We start from the raw sequence: 19,473 nt of genomic DNA, 5'->3' as shown, positions 1-19,473 counted from the left end.
GTGAGGTTTCCACAGGATGGATCAATCATATTGGAGTTAGCAATATGGAGCCTGTGTTATGACCTTGTCCAACTTTCGCGCAGAAATTCAATCTGCTGCTCACGGAAATACTCTGCGTGATGGGCTGATCGGTGAGGGGGTACTCATCCCGGGTCTGCATGGGGACGTGCCGCTTGTGTATGCGGACTACGTTGCCTCGGGTCGCGCGTTGCGACAGGTCGAAAATTTCGTGGCCGAGCATGTGTTGCCGTTCTATGCCAACAGCCACACCGAAGCCTCCTATTGCGGTTCCTATATAACCCGTTTGCGCCGCGAGGCGCGGGCCGAGATCGCCCGCATAGTTGGCGCCAAGGAAGAGGACGCGGTGATCTTTACCGGGTCTGGCGCTACAGCGGGTCTTAACCGGCTGGTTAGTCTGCTGGGAGTGCAAGAGGCTAATCAGCCGGTCGTTTTGATCGGTCCGTATGAGCATCATTCGAACATTCTGCCGTGGCGTGAAAGCAAGGCGCGGGTGATCGAGATTCCAGAAGCCGTTGACGGCGGTCCCGATATGCAGGCGCTAAAGGCGGTGCTGATCGAACACGCAGATTCCGATCTTGTGATTGGGTCATTCTCAGCGGCGTCAAACGTCACCGGCATCATCACCGACCCTGATCCAGTGACGCGGATGCTGAAAGAGCATGGTGCGCTTGCGGTATGGGACTATGCGGGTGGTGGACCTTATTTGCCAATGGACATGGGGCCGGAAGATGCGCGGAAGGACGCGATCGTTGTCTCTCCGCATAAGTTTCCGGGTGGGCCGGGGGCGTCGGGTGTTCTGGTCGTTAACCAATGCGCTGTGAAGCGGACGTGTCCGAGTTGGCCCGGCGGTGGGACTGTCAGCTTTGTCTCGCCTTGGCGGCACGACTACAGCGCCGATCTCGCGACACGAGAAGAGGCGGGTACACCAAATGTGATCGGAGACATTCGCGCGGCCCTGGCCTTCATTGTCAAGGATGCGGTCGGAACGGATGAAATCGCACAGCGTGAGGCGCAGTGTAACCGCATGGCGTTGGATGGGTGGTCCGACAACCCACATCTGACATTGCTAGGTGCCGAGAATGCACACCGCCTGCCGATATTCTCGTTCCTCGTGTGTGATCGGAATGGGCAGCCGGTGCATCAGCAGCTGTTTACCCGGATGCTCAGCGATATCTACGGCATCCAGGCACGTGGCGGCTGTGCCTGTGCCGGACCCTATGCGCATCGTTTGCTGGGCATTGATCGGGCAGCGTCGGAAGAATTGCATGCGGCCCTGTCGGAGGGTGAGGAAATGAAGAAACCGGGTTGGGTGCGGTTGAATTTCTCTTACCTCATGAGCGAAGAGACCGTTCAGTTCATTATCGACAGCGTTAACGAGCTGTCGCGCCGGACCGAGGAATTCGTCCCATTCTACAATGCCGATCCGGCGACGGCGCGCTTCAAAGCGGCGTAAGATAATTGCCGCTTTTCTCAACCCGTTGAGAAAGGTATGAGGGGCCAAGCTAGTGGAGCCCCTCATGAACCAGATCACACCTCAACCCGGCATAATGGACATCGCGCTGTATCAGGGCGGACAGTCGCATGTTGACGGTGTTGCGGATGTCATCAAGCTGAGTTCCAACGAAAACCCGTTTGGGCCAAGTCCCAAGGCGATCGAAGCGGTGCGCGAAAGTGCCGTTTCGCTGCATCGTTATCCCAGCACCGATCATTCCAGCCTGCGCGCCGCAATTTCTGAACGGCTCGGACTGGATTCCAATCGGATCATCTGCGGTGTCGGCAGTGATGAAGTGTTGCAGTTCGTGGCGCAGGCCTATGCTGGTCCGGGTGATGAGGTGATATATACCGAGCATGGATTCTCCATGTATCCGATCATCGCGCGAATGGCGGGCGCGACCCCGGTCATGGTGCCCGAGAGGGATCGCCGTGTAGACGTAGATAGCATCCTTGCCGCGGTCACTGGGCAGACACGGATTGTCTTTGTGACCAATCCGGGAAATCCTACTTCAACCATGATCTCTGACGCCGAATTGCAGAGGTTGGCGGATGCATTGCCAGCCGATTGCCTGATGGTGCTGGATGGTGCCTATGCCGAATTTGTCGATGGTTTCGATGGAGGCGCGGGGCTGGTGGACCGGTTTAGCAATGTCATCATGACCCGGACGTTTTCGAAAGTGTACGGTCTAGGTGGGATGCGCGTTGGCTGGGGCTATGCGGCGAAAGAGATTATTGATGTGCTGAACCGCGTTCGTCAGCCGTTCAACCTATCGCTGACGGCTCTCGCGGCGGCCGAGGCCGCCGTGCGGGATGAGGAATATCTGCGGTTCTGCCTGTCTGAAAATGCACGCCTCCGGATTTGGTTGTCTGATGAACTGGCGAAGGTCGGCGTTTCATCCGATGTGTCATGCACGAATTTCATCCTCGCCCGCTTTGCTGACAGGGCCGAGGCGGAAGCCTGCGATGACTATTTGAAAACGCAGGGTTTGATCGTGCGGCGGGTCGCGGGCTACAACCTGCCAAACGCGCTGCGGATCACCGTAGGCGACGAAATCGCCTGCGGTCGCGTGGTTGCAGCGATTACTGCGTTCAAAGGGGGCGCTGTATGAGCCAGATTTACGACCGTGTTGCGCTGATCGGGTTGGGCCTGATTGCATCGTCCATGTTTTGGGCAATCAAACGGGCTGGGCTTGCGGGCGAAGTGACGGGCTATGCGCGATCCGAGGCAACCCGCGAGACGGCGCGCCAGATCGGCCTTTGTGACCGGGTTTGCGAGACCGCGCAAGAGGCGGCCGAGGGTGCTGATCTGGTGGTTCTGTGTGTTCCGGTTGGCGCAATGGGACCGGTAGCGCAGCAGATTGCGCCGGTTTTGAAATCCGGCGCCACCGTGTCGGATGTAGGATCGGTAAAGCGTCACGTGATTGACGCCGTCTCACCTTACATACCCGATGGCGTTCATTTCATTCCGGCGCACCCACTGGCCGGGACCGAGCATTCCGGGCCTGAATCGGGTTTCGCTGAACTGTTCGACAACCGTTGGTGCCTGTTGGTGCCGGTCGAAGATTCCGATCCGGATGCGATCGCTCGCCTGCGGGCTTTGTGGGAGGGTCTGGGATCGAATGTCGATGAGATGGACGCCGCGCATCATGATTTGGTGCTGGCGGTCACCTCGCACGCACCTCACCTGATTGCCTATACGATGGTGGGAGTTGCGGATGATCTCCGGCGGGTTACAGACACCGAAGTCATCAAGTATTCGGCAGCTGGTTTCCGCGATTTCACTCGCATCGCGGCTTCGGACCCGACGATGTGGCGTGATGTGTTTCTGACCAACAAAGACGCAACGCTGGAGATTCTGGGCCGGTTTACGGAAGAGCTCTTTGCGCTACAGCGGGCCATCCGAACAGGTGACGGAGAGCAATTGTTCGACTACTTTACGCGCACACGGGCGATCCGCCGCGGCATCATTGATGCGGGCCAGGATACGGATGCGCCAGATTTCGGGCGGGGAAAAACATCGACATGAGAAAGATCGGTTGCAGCCATTTGATTTTCTGCGTTGCTTTGGCGGCAACGACTGCAAATGCGGCGGCGCCTGAAACTTCTATTGTGCCGTTGACGCGCCCGGAAACCACCCAAGCGATGGTGGCAATCGTCACCCCCAACATCCGGCCTGTGCTACGGCCCGCTTCGCCGCAGATAACGGCCGCTGCAGTCCGTCCCGCTGAATTACCATTGCTCGGGCCCGAGAATTCTATCCGCCCGTTTGTGCGCCCGGAAGAATTGGAACAACGCGTCTTTCTTAAGAAACGCAAGCTGCGTAAGGGTTCAGTCTGTGGCGATATCGATATTCAGGGTAAGCCGGTTGGACGTGTGAAGGGCAAGATCAAAGCCTGCGGGATTAAGGATGCAGTGCAAATCACCTCAGTATCGGGGGTCGGGCTGAGCCGCCCAGCGACGATGGATTGCGGCACTGCACAGGCGCTGAATAATTGGGTCGACAAAACTGTAAAGCCCACGTTCAAACGCCGAGGTCCGGTGGTCGAGCTACAGGTCGCCGCGCATTACGCCTGCAGAACACGTAACAACCGTAAAGGGGCGCGGATTTCTGAGCATGGTAAAGGGCGCGCCATCGACATTTCGGGCTTCAAGATGGCCGATGGTGAGGTGGTGACGGTTCTGAATGGCTGGCGCAAAAATCCGTCCAAGAAGCAACTGACCAAGGTATGGCGCGGCGCGTGCGGGCCATTTGGCACGGTTCTCGGACCAAACTCTGATCGCTACCATCGGGATCATTTCCACCTAGACACCGCGCGCTACCGCAGCGGCACCTATTGCCGTTAACGCAGTACCAGTCTCGGGGCAGGACCAAGGGGCAACGGACCCAAGGCGACGAACCCATCTCTGAAATTCAGCTGTAAATCCAGCGCATTTGGGTTGCCACCCAGTCCAGCCATGAAGCCCAATGCGCGGGTCACAGGATCGACTGCCTGATCCGGCAGCGCACCTGCGGCGTTTGCCATCGCGATCATGTCGCGCCAGTTTTCGGCTTTCATCGCAATTTCACCCGTTGGAATGCCCTGTTCGTCAACTTCCAGTTCGCCGGTGGCGAACAGACGCAGCTCACCCCATTTCATTTCTGCCAAACGCAGATCAATCGCAACGGGTTGGGGGCGACGCTGCTCAAGTGCGGTGCGGTCCCAGGGTTTGTCGAAAGTGACAAACATATCCATTTCCAGCGTTTCGAATGATTGCGGCAGCGTTGAGGCTGAACGCATGAGGCGTCGCAAATCGTCGCCGGGGGTGAACCCGTCGATCTTCGCGGTAATCCCATAGCTTTCGGGCGCTCCAGATTGCTCCATCACAAGGCTCAGCGACTGGCCTCCGGCTTGCGGATCACCTTCGGTTGTCAGCAGCCAGCGCTTTGAGGTCAGCGCCATTTTCTCGAGCACCAGCGCGACACCGGGTTGGAGCTGCAATTCGGCTTGTAGCGCTTCGGCCTGAACGGTCGTGGTCTGGTCGAAATAGGAAAGGCGCTGCGGCGTACTGGCAAAGCGCAGCATCTGGCGGCCGGGCCAGATTGCTGGGCTTTGGAACTCGACCCAGTCCGCACTCCACGCCGTTCCGTTGACCGGATCGGCCAAAGCGGGATTATTCAGGCGTGTGATGTGCTGAAACGGATATCCTGCCGTCGACACGTCCGAGAATTCGGCCTGCCAGCCCAGTTCTTGCTGCCGGTCAAACCAACCGGTCAGGGCGTTTCGCAGACCATAACCGGCGACAAACCAGTAGGCGCTCCACGCGAGGGCGATAAATACGAAAACGCGTACCAGACGGCGCATGATGAATGGCCCTTTTTCCTGCCTCGGATTTGATGTTTATAGGGCCAAACGGGCAAGGACCAGTGCAATGACGATGTGGGTATTCGGATATGGATCGCTGCTGTGGAACCCGGGCTTTCCGGTGGCACGCAGCGAACGCGCTAAATTGCACGGATATGCGCGGTCGTTTTGCATGCGCTCTATCCACCATCGCGGCACGGAAGAAGACCCCGGTTTGGTATTGGCGCTGGACGAACAGCCAGACGCGCATTGCACTGGATTGGCGCTTGCTGTCGAGGCAGGTCACGAAGAGCGCACTTTGGCTGAATTGCGTGAGCGTGAGCTGATCTCGTCAGCCTATCTGGAGCGGATGCTGGACGTGCATCTGGACTGCGGGCAGATCGTAAATGCAGTGACTTACGTCATCGATGCTCACCACGTTCAGTATTGCGGTGGTCTTCCATTGGAAGAGCAGGCTCAGATCATCGCCCACGCGGTTGGCGGACGTGGGCCAAATACCGAATATCTCTACAATACTGCCTCGCACTTGACCGAGATCGGACTGCACGACCCTGATCTTGAGTGGTTGTCGCAACGGGTGCGGACAATCAGCGCATAAACTCTTGGCGTCACGGGGCGAACTTCGATAGGTTCAGCCCAGAGCAGACAATACCAGGAGCCACGCGCATGGCGCAGGCACAACAGGGCGTGAGACCACATTTCTCACAACCGATCCGTCAGATTTTGATGATGCTGATCGCAATAGGGCTGTCAGGACTTGGCGTGTTCATGGCGTTGCCATATGTGCTGCCGGTTATTCAGGCCAATCTGTATCTTAACGGGTTCATTTTGCTGGTCTTTGTCATCGGTGTCGCTGCCTGTTTTCTGCAGGTCACACAGCTGATCGGATCGGTTCGTTGGATCGAAGCCTTTGCCGGAGGCGTCGAACGTGACGATGTGCGCCCGCCGCAACTGCTTGCCCCACTGGCGTCGTTGTTGAGGGAACGCGGCGCGCGGTCTCAGATCAGCTCTAGCTCTACCCGATCGATCCTCGATTCCGTCGCCGAACGGGTCGAAGAAGAGCGCGAGATCACCCGCTACATCACCAACGTGCTGATCTACCTTGGCCTACTGGGGACATTTTTTGGTTTGGCCACCACTGTCCCCGCCATCGTTGATACGATCCGCAGCCTGAACCCGCAGGAAGGTGAAGAAGGTCTGGCCGTCTTCAACCGTCTGATGACAGGATTGGAAGCGCAGCTGCAGGGCATGGGCGTTGCTTTTGGGTCGTCATTGCTGGGTCTGGCCGGATCCTTGATCGTCGGTTTGCTGGAACTATTCGCGGGCCATGGCCAGAACCGGTTCTATCGCGAATTGGAAGAATGGTTGTCCTCAATCACCCGCGTTGGCTTTGCTGCGGGCGATGAGGGCGGCGCGGAACTGGCCGTGCTGACCCCAGTACTGGACGCCATGTCTGAACAAATGGATGCACTGCAGGACATGTTCTCGGCGCAAGAAGTTGATCGCACGAACGTCTCGACCAAACTGGGACATTTGGTCGATGTCATCGGGGAAATGAACCAGCGGCAGGCCCAGACCGAAGGCGTAACGGCTGCGCTTGAACGTGTGGCGCTGGGGCAGGACGCTTTGTTGGATCACATGCGCGAACATGGCGCGGGCGAGGGGATCGATGCGGAAAGCCGCATGCGCCTGCGGTCGATGGATGTTCAGTTGCTGCGTATACTCGAAGAAATCTCCGCTGGTCGTCAGGACAGCATGAACGAACTGCGCAAGGATTTTGAGCTGCTGGTCAAAGCGTTGACTTTGCCACGGGGCGCCGTACGAACGCCGCCAGAAGGAGAGTAACCCATGGCGCTGTCCCGCCGCACAGGTCAACGGTTTTCGGGCTCGGTCTGGCCCGGCTTCGTGGATGCGATGACGGGATTGTTGATGGTGCTGACCTTTGTGCTGACCATCTTCATGGTCGTGCAATTTGTGCTGCGCGAAACCATTTCAGGTCAAGAGGATGAACTGACTGCGCTGTCCGACGAAATCGCCGCTCTGGCCGGGGCGCTGGGGCTGGAAGAGCGGGAAAACAGCCGTCTTCAAGCGCGTCTTGGGAACTTGAATGCAACGCTTAATCAGGTCGAAGACGATCTGGCGCAGGCACAAGCCCGCATAACCGACTTTGAAGCACAGGTCGCGGCTTTGCTGGCTGATCAGGCGCGTGCGCAGGGGGATATCGCCGCGCTAGAAACGCAACGCGATGAGTTGCTAAATGAACAAGATGCCTTGAATTCGGCACTTGCTCAAAGCAGACAAGAAATCGACGCACAGGCCGAAGCCGCCCGCCTTGCCGCGGCTCGACGCGAAGCACTTGAAGCTCTCGTCGCCGAACTTGAAACCAGCGAAGATGCACAGGCAGCTCAGATATCCGAGCTAGAACAGCAACTGACCGAGGAAGAGGCCGCGCGCCTGGCCGAAGCCGCCGCTGCTGAGGCGTTGCGTGATCGTCTGCAGAATGCAGATGCCGAACTGACGGCAATGACCTTGGCGCTGGAAGCACAGCGAAAGGAAGCCGAGGACACTCTGACTTTGCTGGCTGCGGCACAGGCTGCCAAGGCAGAGCTTGAGCGCCAGTTTGGTGAGATCAATGCCGAAGAACTGAGGGCACAATTGCAAGCCGCATTGGATGCCCAAACCCAGGCGCAAGCAAATGCAGCCGAACAGAGGTCGCTGGCCGAAGAGCGCGCGGCGCTGCTGGCGCTCGCCCGAGAGGCGCTTGCATCGGAACAGGAAATCTCGACCGAAGCGCAACGTCAGACCGCGCTGCTTAATCAGCAGATGGCAGCCCTGCGCAGCCAGTTGGGATCGCTGCAGGCTTTGTTAGACGATTACGAAGAACGTAATACCGCCGCCGAGATCCAGATACAGACGCTGGGCCAGGATCTGAATGCCGCTCTAGCGCGCGCAGCCTCGGAAGAACGCCGTCGCCGACTGCTGGAAGAGGCTGAACGTATTCGGCTGGAAGCCGAGGCCGAGAAACTGGCGGGCCAAAATCAGGAACTAGCCGCACAGGCCGAGGATTTGCAGCGCTATCGCTCGGAATTCTTCGGGCGACTGCGCGATGTGCTGGGTGATCAGGATGGTGTGCGCATTGAGGGCGACCGCTTCGTGTTCTCGTCGGAGGTGCTGTTTGCCACCGGGTCCGCAAACCTGTCCGCGGAAGGCCGTCAGGAGGTTGCCAAAGTTGCCAATATCCTGCGAAGCGTTGCCGCCGAAATACCCGAGGGGCTGAACTGGGTCATCCGTGTCGATGGGCATACCGATAATGTGCCACTTGCAGGCAGCGGACGATATCGCGACAACTGGGAGCTCAGCCAGGGTCGTGCCCTTTCTGTGGTGCGCTACATGGTTGACGCACTGGGCATTCCACCTGATCGTTTGGCGGCAAACGGGTTCGGAGAATTCCAGCCTGTTAATCCCGCCGACACACCCGAAGCGCGCGCCCAGAATCGTCGGATCGAGTTGAAGCTGACAGAGCGATAAGGCTGATACGAACCAACTTGGATTACCTGCCAAAAATGAAAAACGCCCACCGAAAAGGTGGGCGTTTTTCGTTACAGAAGCCGTGGGTTAGTCCGCTGTCAAAAGCGGGGGCTTGTCGCCCGGAATGCGGGGCTGATCGGGGCCCAGGATTTCCAGGTTCAGCTCGCCCTTCTTCATCGAGACACGGACCACGCCGCCTTTGGCCAGTTTGCCGAATAGCAGTTCCTCGGCGAGAGGTTTCTTGATGTGCTCCTGAATGACACGGCCTAGAGGACGCGCACCCATCTTGTCATCATAGCCCTTGTCGGCCAGCCATTCGGCGGCACGCGGTGTCAGATCGATGGTCACGCCACGATCCAGCAACTGTGCTTCCAGCTGCAGGACAAACTTCTCAACGACCTGCAAAATGACCTCTTTCGGCAGCGGCGCGAATGAGATCACGGCGTCCAGGCGGTTGCGGAACTCCGGCGTGAACATACGTTCGATCGCTGCGGTATCCTCACCTTCGCGCCGGTCGCGGCCAAAGCCGATGGCGGCTTTCGCCTGCTCCTGCGCACCTGCGTTCGAAGTCATGATCAGGACCACGTTGCGGAAATTCACCGTCCGGCCATTGTGGTCGGTCAATTCGCCGTGATCCATCACCTGCAACAGGATATTGAATACGTCCGGGTGCGCTTTTTCGATCTCATCAAGCAACAAGACGCAATGTGGGTGCTGGTCGACACCGTCGGTCAGCAAACCACCCTGATCAAACCCGACATAACCCGGAGGCGCACCGATCAGACGGCTGACCGCGTGCTTCTCCATGTATTCCGACATGTCGAAACGCAGCAGTTCAACACCAAGCGTGTCAGCCAACTGTTTCGCCACCTCTGTTTTGCCAACACCGGTGGGGCCAGCGAACAGATAGTTGCCGATGGGTTTTTCGGGCTCACGCAGACCGGCGCGCGCCAGTTTGATCGCACTGGATAGCGCTTCGATCGCTTCATCTTGACCAAACACCACGCGTTTCAGCGAGGTTTCGAGATCTTTGAGAACCTCGGCATCATCCTTGGTGACGTTCTTGGGTGGGATACGCGCAATCTTGGCAACCACCGCCTCGATCTCTTTGACGCCGATGGTCTTGCGACGTTTGCTTTCGGCCAGCAGGTGCTGCGCTGCCCCGGCCTCATCGATCACGTCGATGGCCTTGTCGGGCAGTTTGCGGTCGTTGATATAGCGCGCCGACAATTCGACAGCTGTCTTGATCGCGTCGGCAGTATATTTGATCGAGTGATGCTCTTCGAAATACGGTTTCAGACCGCGCAGAATTTTGACACTGTCCTCGACCGACGGCTCGTTCACGTCGATTTTCTGGAATCGGCGGCTCAGCGCGCGGTCTTTTTCGAAATGCTGACGGAACTCTTTATACGTGGTCGAGCCCATGGTGCGCAGTTTGCCACCCTGAAGCGCTGGCTTCAGCAGGTTCGACGCATCCATCGCACCGCCCGAGGTTGCACCCGCTCCGATCACAGTGTGAATCTCGTCGATGAAGAGAACCGCATCAGGGTGCTCTTCCAATTCGGTCACAACCGCTTTCAGACGCTCTTCGAAATCGCCGCGATAGCGAGTTCCTGCAAGCAGGGCGCCCATATCAAGCGAGTAGATGGTGGTTTCCGACAACACGTCCGGGGCCTCGCCTGCAACGATCTTATGCGCCAGACCTTCGGCGATGGCGGTTTTGCCGACACCGGGGTCACCTACCAGCAGCGGGTTGTTCTTGCGTCGGCGACACAGCACCTGAATACAGCGTTCAACCTCGTCCGAGCGTCCGATCAGCGGATCTACATCACCGGCGCGTGATTTGGCGTTCAGATCAACGCAATATTTGCCAAGCGCGCTTTCTTTCTGCTCGGCGTCACCAGAGGTCGTCTGAGCCTCTTCTTCGGCTTCATCAGCACCCGTAACAGGACGATTCTCTCCATAGGCCGGGTCTTTGGCCACACCATGTGCGATGAAGTTTACCGCGTCATAACGGGTCATGTCCTGCTCTTGCAGGAAATAGGCTGCGTTGCTTTCACGTTCGGCGAAGATGGCCACCAGTACATTGGCCCCGGTCACCTCTGTGCGGCCAGAGCTTTGAACGTGGATCGCGGCGCGCTGAATGACACGCTGGAAGGCTGCAGTCGGTACTGCTTCTGACCCGTCGATATCAGTGACGAGGTTTGACAGATCTTCGTCGATGAATTCGACCAAGGTGCTGCGTAACTCGTCCAGATCGACGCTGCACGCTTTCATGACGCGCACCGCATCGGGTTCTTCCAACAGCGCCAGCAGCAGATGCTCTAGCGTTGCGAATTCATGTCGCCGTTCATTCGCCGCCGCAAGGGCCGCGTGGATGGCTTGTTCAAGTGTGCTCGAGAATGAAGGCACGCGGGTGCTCCTCTGTATTGGGCCGGAAGGGGGCGGGCTGCAGGCCGGATCCCCATCCCAACCATGTCCTCATACTATTAGAGTTTGGTTGATCCCGCCCCGGCTTCAAGGGTTTTCTTTCACTTGACAGTCACATTTGTTGTGACCGTGGCCGTGATTGGGGCTTGAAACGGGTTAAAAGCTGTCTTTTTGGGCTCGAATTTCGGCGAATACGGACACGGGATCAGAGTTTTCCATGCCCAGATGGGCCTGAATCGCCGGATCAGTGGCCCTTAGAAACGGATTTGTCGCCTTTTCCAGGCCTAAAAGCGAAGGCACAGTAGGTTCTCCAGCAGCGCGGGCGCGATTAATATCGGCCACGCGGTCAAGCAAGGCTGGGTTGTCGGGATCGATGGTCAGGGCGAACTTGGCGTTTGCCTGTGTGTATTCGTGGCCTGAGCACACGATTGTTTCATCGGGCAGGGCCGCCAACTTGCTGAGAGAGGCCCACATTTGCGCAGGCGTGCCCTCGAACAATCGTCCACATCCCAGCGCCATCAGGCTGTCAGCGGTGAATACAACGCCAGTTTGGGGCATGTAGAATGCAATGTGCCCAATTGTATGACCGGACACATCAAGAACCTCGACCGGCTCACCGCCGATATAAAATGTGTCACCTTCTACCACCGCCTGATCAAGTTTTGGCAAGCGATGCTCATCTGCTTTTGCGCCGATCACACGCGCGGGCTGTTTCGCTAGAATGCCGCTCAGCCCGTCCACATGATCCCAATGATGATGTGTCAACAACACATGGCTTAGCTGCCAGCCGCGCGAATCCAGTTCGGCCAGAATCGGAGCTGCCTCTGGCGCATCGATCAAGGCAGTCTCACCGCTGGCCGGATCATGGGCGAGAAAGGCGTAATTATCGCTGAGGCAAGGAATGGTAACGATCTCAAGAGGCATGGCCTTTTGCCCTTTCATTGCTAGACTGCGCCCAGCTAAGCCGATTGACCGGGTGTCCGCAATGCATCTTGATGTGCAGGATCTGAGGAATTTCTACTATCGCAGCACCCTGGGTCGCGCGGCCCAGGCAGCGATCCGTGGTCGGTTGGTGGATCTTTGGCCCGAAGCCAAGGGGCAAACTGTGGTCGGATTTGGTTTTGCCGTACCTTTATTGCGGCCTTACCTCAAAGATGCGCGCCGTGTGATTGGTCTTATGCCTGGTCCGCAGGGTGTAATGCCATGGCCTGCGGGGATGCCCAATGTTTCCGTTCTGACCGAAGAGACGAGGTGGCCAATCGAAACAGGCCATGTGGATAAACTCGTGGTGATGCATGGTTTGGAAACTTCAAACCGACCCAGTCAATTGCTGGAAGAATGCTGGCGCGTTCTGGGGCCCGGAGGGCGTGTGCTATTTGTCGTACCGAACCGGGCCGGGCTGTGGTCGCGCTCAGACCGGACGCCGTTTGGCTTTGGGCAGCCCTATTCAACAACCCAGTTGGAAAACCAATTGCGCGCGCACCACTTCGTCCCTGAAAACCATTGCTCGGCGCTTTACCTGCCGCCTTCGTTCCGTCGGTTCTGGCTAAAATCAGGTAGCCTGATCGAGAAGACTGGACAACGCATCCCAACCGTCATGGCCGGAGGCGTGCTTATGGTTGAGGCCAGTAAACTCATTCGCCCGCCTAGCGGGAGCGTTACTAAAGACACAGCGAAGCGCCCGATCAAAGCGTTGGATGGTTTGTTAAAGCCTGCGTGACAGTCAGGCGCATTTTGAACGGAAAAAATGCGGGAAAAAGGTCACAGGAATCGCAAAAACCTGCATATTCGTAACATTTTTCAACTGCCCCAATCGGTCCAAAGGGTCGCAGTTGGGTTAAGTGTATGAAAAATAATAATTTGTGGATAAAACTGTTACCGCTATAGCGTATTGCTTGGTTGGAACACCTCTGCTACATCCCCGGTGATTTTGATCCCCGCCCTAAATGGACGGGGTTTCCTCACGCCCCAAGGTAGCGGCCGCTACTCAAAATCGGGGCCTCAAATATCGGAAGGGTGGACGTGTCCGAACCAGCTTCGATTTCCACTGGCATCGCCGAGCGCTATGCCACCGCGATCTTCGAGATCGCCAAAGAGAATAATGACCTTGCAGGTCTGGAAACCGGAATCAACGATCTGGCAGCAGCATTGGGTGACAGCGCTGAATTGCGCGACCTGATCGCATCGCCTTTGGTTTCGCGCGCCGAACAGGAAAGCGCAATCACCGCTGTTGCGGACAAGATGGGCCTGCATGCCATCCTGCGTAATACGCTCGGTCTGATGGCGCAGAAACGTCGTCTGTTCGTTGTACCGCAACTGGTGCAGGTTCTGCGCGACATGCTGGCTGACGAGCGTGGCGAGGTGACCGCCGATGTCGCCTCGGCCAAGGCGCTCACCAAGACCCAAATGGATAAACTGTCCAAGACGCTGTCCGAGCGTGTGGGCAAGACCGTGACAATCAATGCGACCGTTGATGAAAGCCTCATCGGCGGTCTTGTCGTTAAAGTGGGCTCGAAAATGATCGATAGCTCGATCCGTTCGAAGCTGAACTCCCTACAGAATGCAATGAAAGAGGTCGGATAAATGGGAATCCAAGCTGCAGAGATTTCTGCAATCCTGAAGGACCAGATCAAGAATTTTGGTCAGGAAGCCGAAGTGGCAGAGATCGGCCGCGTGCTGAGCGTCGGTGACGGGATTGCCCGTGTATACGGCCTGGACAATGTGCAAGCCGGTGAGATGGTCGAATTCCCCGGTGGCATCATGGGCATGGCGCTGAACCTGGAAAGCGACAACGTCGGTGTCGTTATCTTCGGGTCCGACCGTGACATCAAAGAAGGTGACACTGTCAAGCGCACCAACTCGATCGTGGACGTTCCGATCGGCGACGAACTGCTGGGCCGCGTCGTTGACGGTCTGGGCAACCCGCTGGACGGCAAGGGCCCGATCAACGCAACCAAGCGTGGCGTTGCAGACGTTAAAGCACCGGGCATCATCCCGCGTAAATCGGTTCACGAGCCGATGGCAACCGGCCTGAAATCGGTTGACGCAATGATCCCAATCGGCCGTGGCCAGCGTGAGCTGATCATTGGTGACCGTCAGACCGGTAAAACCGCCGTTGCTCTGGACGCGATCCTGAACCAGAAAGTCTACAACGACGCAGCAGGCGACGACGAGTCGAAGAAGCTGTACTGCGTGTACGTTGCGATCGGTCAGAAGCGTTCGACCGTTGCTCAGCTGGTGAAGAAACTGGAAGAGTCCGGCGCGATCGACTACTCGATCGTTGTGGCGGCAACCGCGTCCGACCCGGCACCGATGCAGTTCCTTGCACCTTACGCCGCAACCGCGATGGCCGAATACTTCCGCGACAACGGCCGCCACGCGTTGATCATCTATGATGACCTGTCGAAGCAAGCTGTGTCCTATCGTCAGATGTCGCTGCTGCTGCGCCGTCCGCCCGGACGTGAAGCCTATCCTGGCGACGTTTTCTACCTCCACTCGCGTCTGTTGGAACGTTCGGCAAAGCTGAACGAAGACTTCGGTGCGGGCTCGCTGACCGCTCTGCCGGTTATCGAAACTCAAGGTGGTGACGTTTCGGCGTTTATTCCGACCAACGTGATCTCGATCACCGACGGCCAGATCTTCCTGGAAACCGAACTGTTCTACCAAGGCATCCGCCCTGCTGTGAACACCGGTCTGTCGGTTTCGCGTGTGGGCTCCTCGGCTCAGACCAACTCGATGAAGTCGGTTGCCGGTCCGGTTAAGCTGGAGCTGGCTCAGTACCGCGAAATGGCTGCCTTTGCGCAGTTTGGTTCTGACCTCGACGCCGCGACCCAGCAGCTGCTGAACCGTGGTGCGCGTCTGACTGAGCTGATGAAACAGCCACAGTACTCGCCGCTGACCAACGCTGAAATCGTCTGCGTAATCTTCGCCGGCACCAATGGTTACCTCGACAAGATCGACGTGTCCGATGTTGGCCGATACGAAGCCGGCCTGCTGGCGCACCTGCGTGGCAAGCACGCGGATCTGCTTCAGTGGATCACGGACGAAGATCCCAAGATCAAGGGTGACGCTTCCGACAAGATCAAGGCTGCGCTGGACGAGTACGCCGCAACCTTCGCTTAAGGGAGAGGCGGGCATATGCCAAATCTTAAGGACCTTAAAAACAGGATCGAGTCGGTTAAATCGACCCGCAAGATCACCAAGGCCATGCAGATGGTCGCGGCCGCAAAACTGCGTCGCGCCCAGGAATCTGCCGAAGCCTCGCGTCCCTATGCCGAGCGGTTCAATGCCGTGATGGCGGGGCTGGCGGCTTCGGTCGGGGGCAGCGACAGCGCCCCCAAGCTGCTCCGTGGCACGGGCAGTGATGATGTCCATCTGCTGGTTGTCATGACAGCTGAACGCGGCCTGTGTGGCGGCTTCAACTCGAACATCGCCAAGCTCGCTCGCCAAAAGGCGGACGAGTTGCGCGCCAAAGGCAAGACGGTCAAGGTTTTGACCGTCGGCAAAAAAGGCCGCGACGCGCTCAAGCGTGATTTTAGCGATCTGTTCGTTGGACATATCGACCTGAGCGAGGTCAAGCGTCTGGGGTATTCCAACGCGCAAGACATCGCCAAGGACGTCCTGTCTCGTTTCGACGGGGGTGAGTTCGACGTTGCCACGATCTTCTACTCGAAGTTCGTCAACGTTGTGACCCAGATCCCGACGGCACAGCAGGTCATCCCCGCCTCGTTCGAAGACGAAGCGACGGGTGACGATAGCGGTGCGGTATTCGACTACGAGCCCAGCGAAGAGGCCATTCTGGCCGACCTGCTGCCCAAGGGGGTTGCCACCGCGATCTTCTCGGCTCTGCTCGAAAATGGAGCGTCTGAACAGGGTGCACGGATGTCCGCAATGGACAACGCGACACGCAACGCGGGTGAAATGATCGACAAGCTGACGATCCAGTTCAACCGCTCGCGTCAGGCCGTGATCACCAACGAGCTGATTGAAATTATTTCCGGCGCCGAAGCGCTGTAGAGACATACCGGAGACGAAACATGGCGAATGCAAAAGGCAAAGTCACACAGATCATCGGGGCCGTCGTCGACGTGCACTTCGAAGATCAGCTGCCTGAAATTCTGAACGCGCTGGAAACCACCAACAACGGCAAGCGCCTGGTGTTGGAAGTTGCCCAGCACCTGGGTGAAAACACCGTCCGTACCATCGCGATGGACGCGACCGAGGGTCTGGTCCGCGGCGAAGCCGTGACCGACACTGGCGCACCGATCTCGGTTCCGGTTGGTAACGCCACTCTGGGCCGCATCCTGAACGTGGTTGGCGAGCCGATCGACGAAAAAGGCCCGGTTGAAGCAACCGAAGCCCGTGCGATCCACCAGCCCGCACCGACTTTTGACGAACAGTCGACCGAGTCGGAAGTTCTGGTAACCGGCATCAAGGTTGTTGACCTGCTGGCCCCATACGCCAAAGGCGGTAAGATCGGCCTGTTCGGCGGCGCCGGCGTTGGTAAAACCGTTCTGATCATGGAACTGATCAACAACATCGCAAAAGTGCACTCGGGCTTTTCGGTGTTCGCGGGTGTTGGTGAACGGACTCGTGAAGGGAACGACCTGTATCACGAGATGATCGAATCGAACGTTATTAAGCCGGACAACCTGTCGGAATCGCAGGTGGCCCTGGTTTACGGTCAGATGAACGAACCTCCCGGAGCACGTGCACGTGTTGCGCTGACCGGTCTGACGCTGGCCGAACAGTTCCGCGACCAGTCCGGTACTGACGTTCTGTTCTTCGTCGACAACATCTTCCGCTTCACGCAGGCGGGTTCCGAGGTTTCGGCTCTGCTGGGTCGTATTCCTTCGGCGGTGGGCTACCAGCCGACCCTGGCAACCGACATGGGTGCCCTGCAGGAACGCATCACCTCGACCAAGTCGGGCTCGATCACGTCCGTGCAGGCGATCTACGTGCCTGCGGACGACCTTACCGACCCTGCGCCGGCAACCTCGTTTGCGCACTTGGACGCGACCACCGTTCTTAACCGTGCGATCTCGGAAAAGGGTATCTACCCTGCGGTTGACCCGCTCGACTCGACATCGCGTCTGCTCGACCCGGCCATCGTTGGTGAAGAGCACTACAAGGTTGCGACCGACGTTCAGCAGATCCTCCAGCGCTACAAGTCACTGCAGGACATCATCGCCATCCTCGGCATGGACGAACTGTCGGAAGAAGACAAACTGACCGTGGCACGTGCCCGTAAGATCGAGCGCTTCCTGTCGCAGCCGTTCGACGTGGCCGAAGTCTTCACCGGTTCGCCGGGCGTTCAGGTTCCTCTGGATGTGACCATCGCGTCGTTCAAAGCGGTTGTCGCTGGCGAATACGATCACCTGCCCGAAGCGGCCTTCCTAATGGTTGGCGGCATCGAAGAAGTGATCGCCAAAGCGGAGAAGATGGCCGCAGAAGCCGCCTAAGGAGTATCCCTGATGGCAAACACGATGCAATTCGACCTCGTCAGCCCTGAGCGGAGCCTTGCTTCGCTTAGCGCGACGGCGGTCCAGATTCCCGGCGCGGACGGGGATATGACGGCAATGCCCGATCATGCCCCCACTATCACCACGCTGCGCCCGGGCATCCTGAAGGTCGAAGCACCCGAAGGGGCCAGTGAATACCTGGTCACCGGCGGGTTTGCTCAGATCAATGGCGATGGCCTGTCGGTTCTGGCCGAAAAGGCCATTCCGGTTGCTGAAGTAACACGCTCGCATCTGGACGATCTGATCGCTGACGCCCGCGCCTCGCACGAGGCAGCCAAGGCCGGTGACGATCAGACCATCGTCGACGATGCTGCAAAGTTGCTGGCTGACATGGAAGCTCTAGGAACGCATATGAGCCTGTAAGGGTTCATGACATTCTGATCACTTGGAACGGCCCCGTATACGCGGGGCCGTTTTTTTGTCGTGATTTTGCCATTCGCTGAAGTTAAGCTGCAGGAATTGAACAATAAAAGACGCTAGATGAAAAAGTTTCAAACCCATCCCATCGGCATTGATCAGGGCGAGGAGGTCTTGTTTTCCGATTTCGCCGATGGTGGCGTGATGTGGACTGGTGAGGGCCCGCGTGAGCGTCGCGTAAGCGTCCGTTTTTCAGAAGTGTTCCGCTCTGTGCCAATCGTCCAGATAGGCGTGGTGCTTTGGGATGTGGATACGTCTTCCGCTTTACGGGCTGAAGTTCAGGCCGAAGATATAACGCCGGAAGGATTCAATGCGGTGTTTCGCACCTGGTCTGATACGCGTATCGCCAGAATTCGGGTGAATTGGACCGCAATTGGAGATGTTTCGCATGAAGACGATTGGGATATCTCGTGAAGCAGGCCTGTTCGTGAGATAAGATTGCGCACCTTCGCGCGTCGTCCCATAAAGAAGACTGTCCACCCCAAATAGCGGCTAACGCAACCGGAGGATCTTACAGGTGTTTGCACGAGATCATATCGAATACGAGGCCCTGGATCTTCCGGATCGTATGGACTTGTCTGATGAAGAAATGCTGGCCGAAGCGCGAGCGTTCTACAACAAGATGAAACGCCGCCATACCGTGCGTGACTATTCGGACCGGCCCGTCGAGCGCACGGTCATCGAAGAGTGCATTCGCGCAGCCGGAACAGCGCCCTCAGGAGCCAATCATCAGCCCTGGCACTTTGTGGCAATCTCGAACCCTGAGATGAAGCGCCGTATTCGGGAAGAAGCGGAAGCTGAAGAGCGCAGGTTTTATGAAGGCGGTGCCGGGGATGAATGGCTGAAGGCGCTTGAACCAATCGGGACTAACGATCAGAAGCCGCATCTGGAAGACGCACCGTGGCTGATAGTGATTTTCGCCCAACGTTGGGGTCAATTCGATGATGGAGATCGGTTCAAAAACTACTACGTGCCTGAAAGCACGGGCATTGCCACGGGCTTTTTGTTGACGGCGCTGCACCATGCAGGGCTGGTATCGCTGACCCACACACCCAACCCGATGAAATTCCTGAATAAACTGCTAAACCGCCCTGATCATGAAAAACCTATTATGATCGTAGCTGTAGGCCACCCGCAAGACGACGCGAAGGTGCCAAAAGTTGCAAAGATGAAAAAACCGTTGGAAGAAATCATGACGGTCGCCGAATAGGCAGGCCGTC

Annotated in this window: 18 protein-coding genes; 15 read left to right on the top strand and 3 right to left on the bottom strand. The window is 57.6% G+C overall.

Translation table 11 applies throughout. From position 1 onward, the window contains the following. Positions 1-58: 58 nt before the first annotated feature. The 4 genes from ACR0A1_RS09485 (at position 59) to ACR0A1_RS09470 (ending at position 4,359) form a co-directional block, all read left to right on the top strand. Complete coding sequence (locus ACR0A1_RS09485) at positions 59-1,474, top strand: aminotransferase class V-fold PLP-dependent enzyme (RefSeq protein WP_480867215.1); 1,416 nt, start codon at positions 59-61, stop codon at positions 1,472-1,474. A 64-nt stretch (positions 1,475-1,538) separates the two neighbouring features. Then, positions 1,539-2,624 (top strand): histidinol-phosphate transaminase, encoded by a 1,086-nt coding sequence (gene hisC, locus ACR0A1_RS09480; protein ID WP_480601093.1) that lies wholly within the window; start codon positions 1,539-1,541, stop codon positions 2,622-2,624. Continuing rightward, positions 2,621-3,541: a prephenate/arogenate dehydrogenase family protein gene (locus ACR0A1_RS09475; RefSeq protein WP_480867213.1), complete on the top strand. Its 921-nt coding sequence runs from the start codon at positions 2,621-2,623 to the stop codon at positions 3,539-3,541. The genes hisC and ACR0A1_RS09475 overlap by 4 nt, the downstream gene beginning before the upstream one ends. Then, positions 3,538-4,359 carry an extensin-like domain-containing protein gene (locus tag ACR0A1_RS09470; RefSeq protein ID WP_480867211.1) on the top strand — a complete coding sequence of 274 codons (822 nt, stop codon included), beginning with the start codon at positions 3,538-3,540 and terminating at the stop codon, positions 4,357-4,359. The genes ACR0A1_RS09475 and ACR0A1_RS09470 overlap by 4 nt, the downstream gene beginning before the upstream one ends. On the opposite strand, the gene ACR0A1_RS09465 is transcribed toward ACR0A1_RS09470, so the two are convergent. After that, positions 4,356-5,357, bottom strand: coding sequence for a DUF2125 domain-containing protein (locus tag ACR0A1_RS09465; protein WP_170401896.1), 1,002 nt, complete (start codon positions 5,355-5,357; stop codon positions 4,356-4,358). The genes ACR0A1_RS09470 and ACR0A1_RS09465 overlap by 4 nt on opposite strands. A 67-nt stretch (positions 5,358-5,424) precedes the next feature. Here ACR0A1_RS09465 and ACR0A1_RS09460 point away from each other — a divergent pair, with 67 nt between their 5' ends. The 3 genes from ACR0A1_RS09460 (at position 5,425) to ACR0A1_RS09450 (ending at position 8,885) form a co-directional block, all read left to right on the top strand. Continuing rightward, on the top strand, positions 5,425-5,955 hold the full coding sequence (locus ACR0A1_RS09460) for a gamma-glutamylcyclotransferase (protein WP_170392457.1): 531 nt from the start codon (positions 5,425-5,427) through the stop codon (positions 5,953-5,955). A 68-nt stretch (positions 5,956-6,023) separates the two neighbouring features. Continuing rightward, positions 6,024-7,202, top strand: a complete 1,179-nt coding sequence (locus tag ACR0A1_RS09455) for a biopolymer transporter ExbB (protein ID WP_170392455.1) — start codon at positions 6,024-6,026, stop codon at positions 7,200-7,202. 3 nt (positions 7,203-7,205) lie between these two features. Then, complete coding sequence (locus ACR0A1_RS09450) at positions 7,206-8,885, top strand: peptidoglycan -binding protein (RefSeq protein WP_480867208.1); 1,680 nt, start codon at positions 7,206-7,208, stop codon at positions 8,883-8,885. 87 nt (positions 8,886-8,972) lie between these two features. Here ACR0A1_RS09450 and clpA read toward each other — a convergent pair whose 3' ends face one another. Next, a complete protein-coding gene (gene clpA, locus ACR0A1_RS09445) occupies positions 8,973-11,297 on the bottom strand; it encodes an ATP-dependent Clp protease ATP-binding subunit ClpA (RefSeq protein WP_170401887.1) in 2,325 nt (774 codons plus the stop codon). A 174-nt stretch (positions 11,298-11,471) separates the two neighbouring features. Continuing rightward, the gene (gene gloB / locus ACR0A1_RS09440; protein WP_480459604.1) at positions 11,472-12,239 is read right to left on the bottom strand and encodes a hydroxyacylglutathione hydrolase; all 768 of its coding nucleotides are present in this window, start codon (positions 12,237-12,239) and stop codon (positions 11,472-11,474) included. Positions 12,240-12,300: 61 nt separating this feature from the next. Between gloB and ACR0A1_RS09435 the strand changes: the two genes are divergently transcribed. The 8 genes from ACR0A1_RS09435 to ACR0A1_RS09400 all read left to right on the top strand — a co-directional run bounded on the left by ACR0A1_RS09435 (position 12,301) and on the right by ACR0A1_RS09400 (position 19,463). After that, on the top strand, positions 12,301-13,035 hold the full coding sequence (locus ACR0A1_RS09435; RefSeq protein ID WP_480867206.1) for a class I SAM-dependent methyltransferase: 735 nt from the start codon (positions 12,301-12,303) through the stop codon (positions 13,033-13,035). A 302-nt stretch (positions 13,036-13,337) separates the two neighbouring features. Beyond that, positions 13,338-13,898 (top strand): F0F1 ATP synthase subunit delta, encoded by a 561-nt coding sequence (locus ACR0A1_RS09430; protein ID WP_170392445.1) that lies wholly within the window; start codon positions 13,338-13,340, stop codon positions 13,896-13,898. Further along, positions 13,899-15,437 (top strand): F0F1 ATP synthase subunit alpha, encoded by a 1,539-nt coding sequence (gene atpA, locus ACR0A1_RS09425; RefSeq protein ID WP_170392443.1) that lies wholly within the window; start codon positions 13,899-13,901, stop codon positions 15,435-15,437. It begins immediately after the preceding gene. A gap of 15 nt (positions 15,438-15,452) precedes the next feature. Further along, positions 15,453-16,331 carry a F0F1 ATP synthase subunit gamma gene (locus ACR0A1_RS09420; RefSeq protein WP_170392441.1) on the top strand — a complete coding sequence of 293 codons (879 nt, stop codon included), beginning with the start codon at positions 15,453-15,455 and terminating at the stop codon, positions 16,329-16,331. Positions 16,332-16,351: 20 nt separating this feature from the next. Continuing rightward, positions 16,352-17,776 carry a F0F1 ATP synthase subunit beta gene (gene atpD / locus ACR0A1_RS09415; RefSeq protein ID WP_039537698.1) on the top strand — a complete coding sequence of 475 codons (1,425 nt, stop codon included), beginning with the start codon at positions 16,352-16,354 and terminating at the stop codon, positions 17,774-17,776. A gap of 12 nt (positions 17,777-17,788) precedes the next feature. Then, positions 17,789-18,199: a F0F1 ATP synthase subunit epsilon gene (locus ACR0A1_RS09410; protein ID WP_170609502.1), complete on the top strand. Its 411-nt coding sequence runs from the start codon at positions 17,789-17,791 to the stop codon at positions 18,197-18,199. Positions 18,200-18,316: 117 nt separating this feature from the next. After that, positions 18,317-18,667, top strand: a complete 351-nt coding sequence (locus tag ACR0A1_RS09405) for an H-type lectin domain-containing protein (protein WP_170401869.1) — start codon at positions 18,317-18,319, stop codon at positions 18,665-18,667. A 103-nt stretch (positions 18,668-18,770) separates the two neighbouring features. Then, positions 18,771-19,463 carry a nitroreductase family protein gene (locus ACR0A1_RS09400; protein ID WP_480752354.1) on the top strand — a complete coding sequence of 231 codons (693 nt, stop codon included), beginning with the start codon at positions 18,771-18,773 and terminating at the stop codon, positions 19,461-19,463. Positions 19,464-19,473: the final 10 nt, after the last annotated feature.

The sequence above is a fragment of the Ruegeria sp. D6 genome (assembly GCF_056534365.1).
This window is presented reverse-complemented; position numbering and strand designations above follow the sequence as displayed.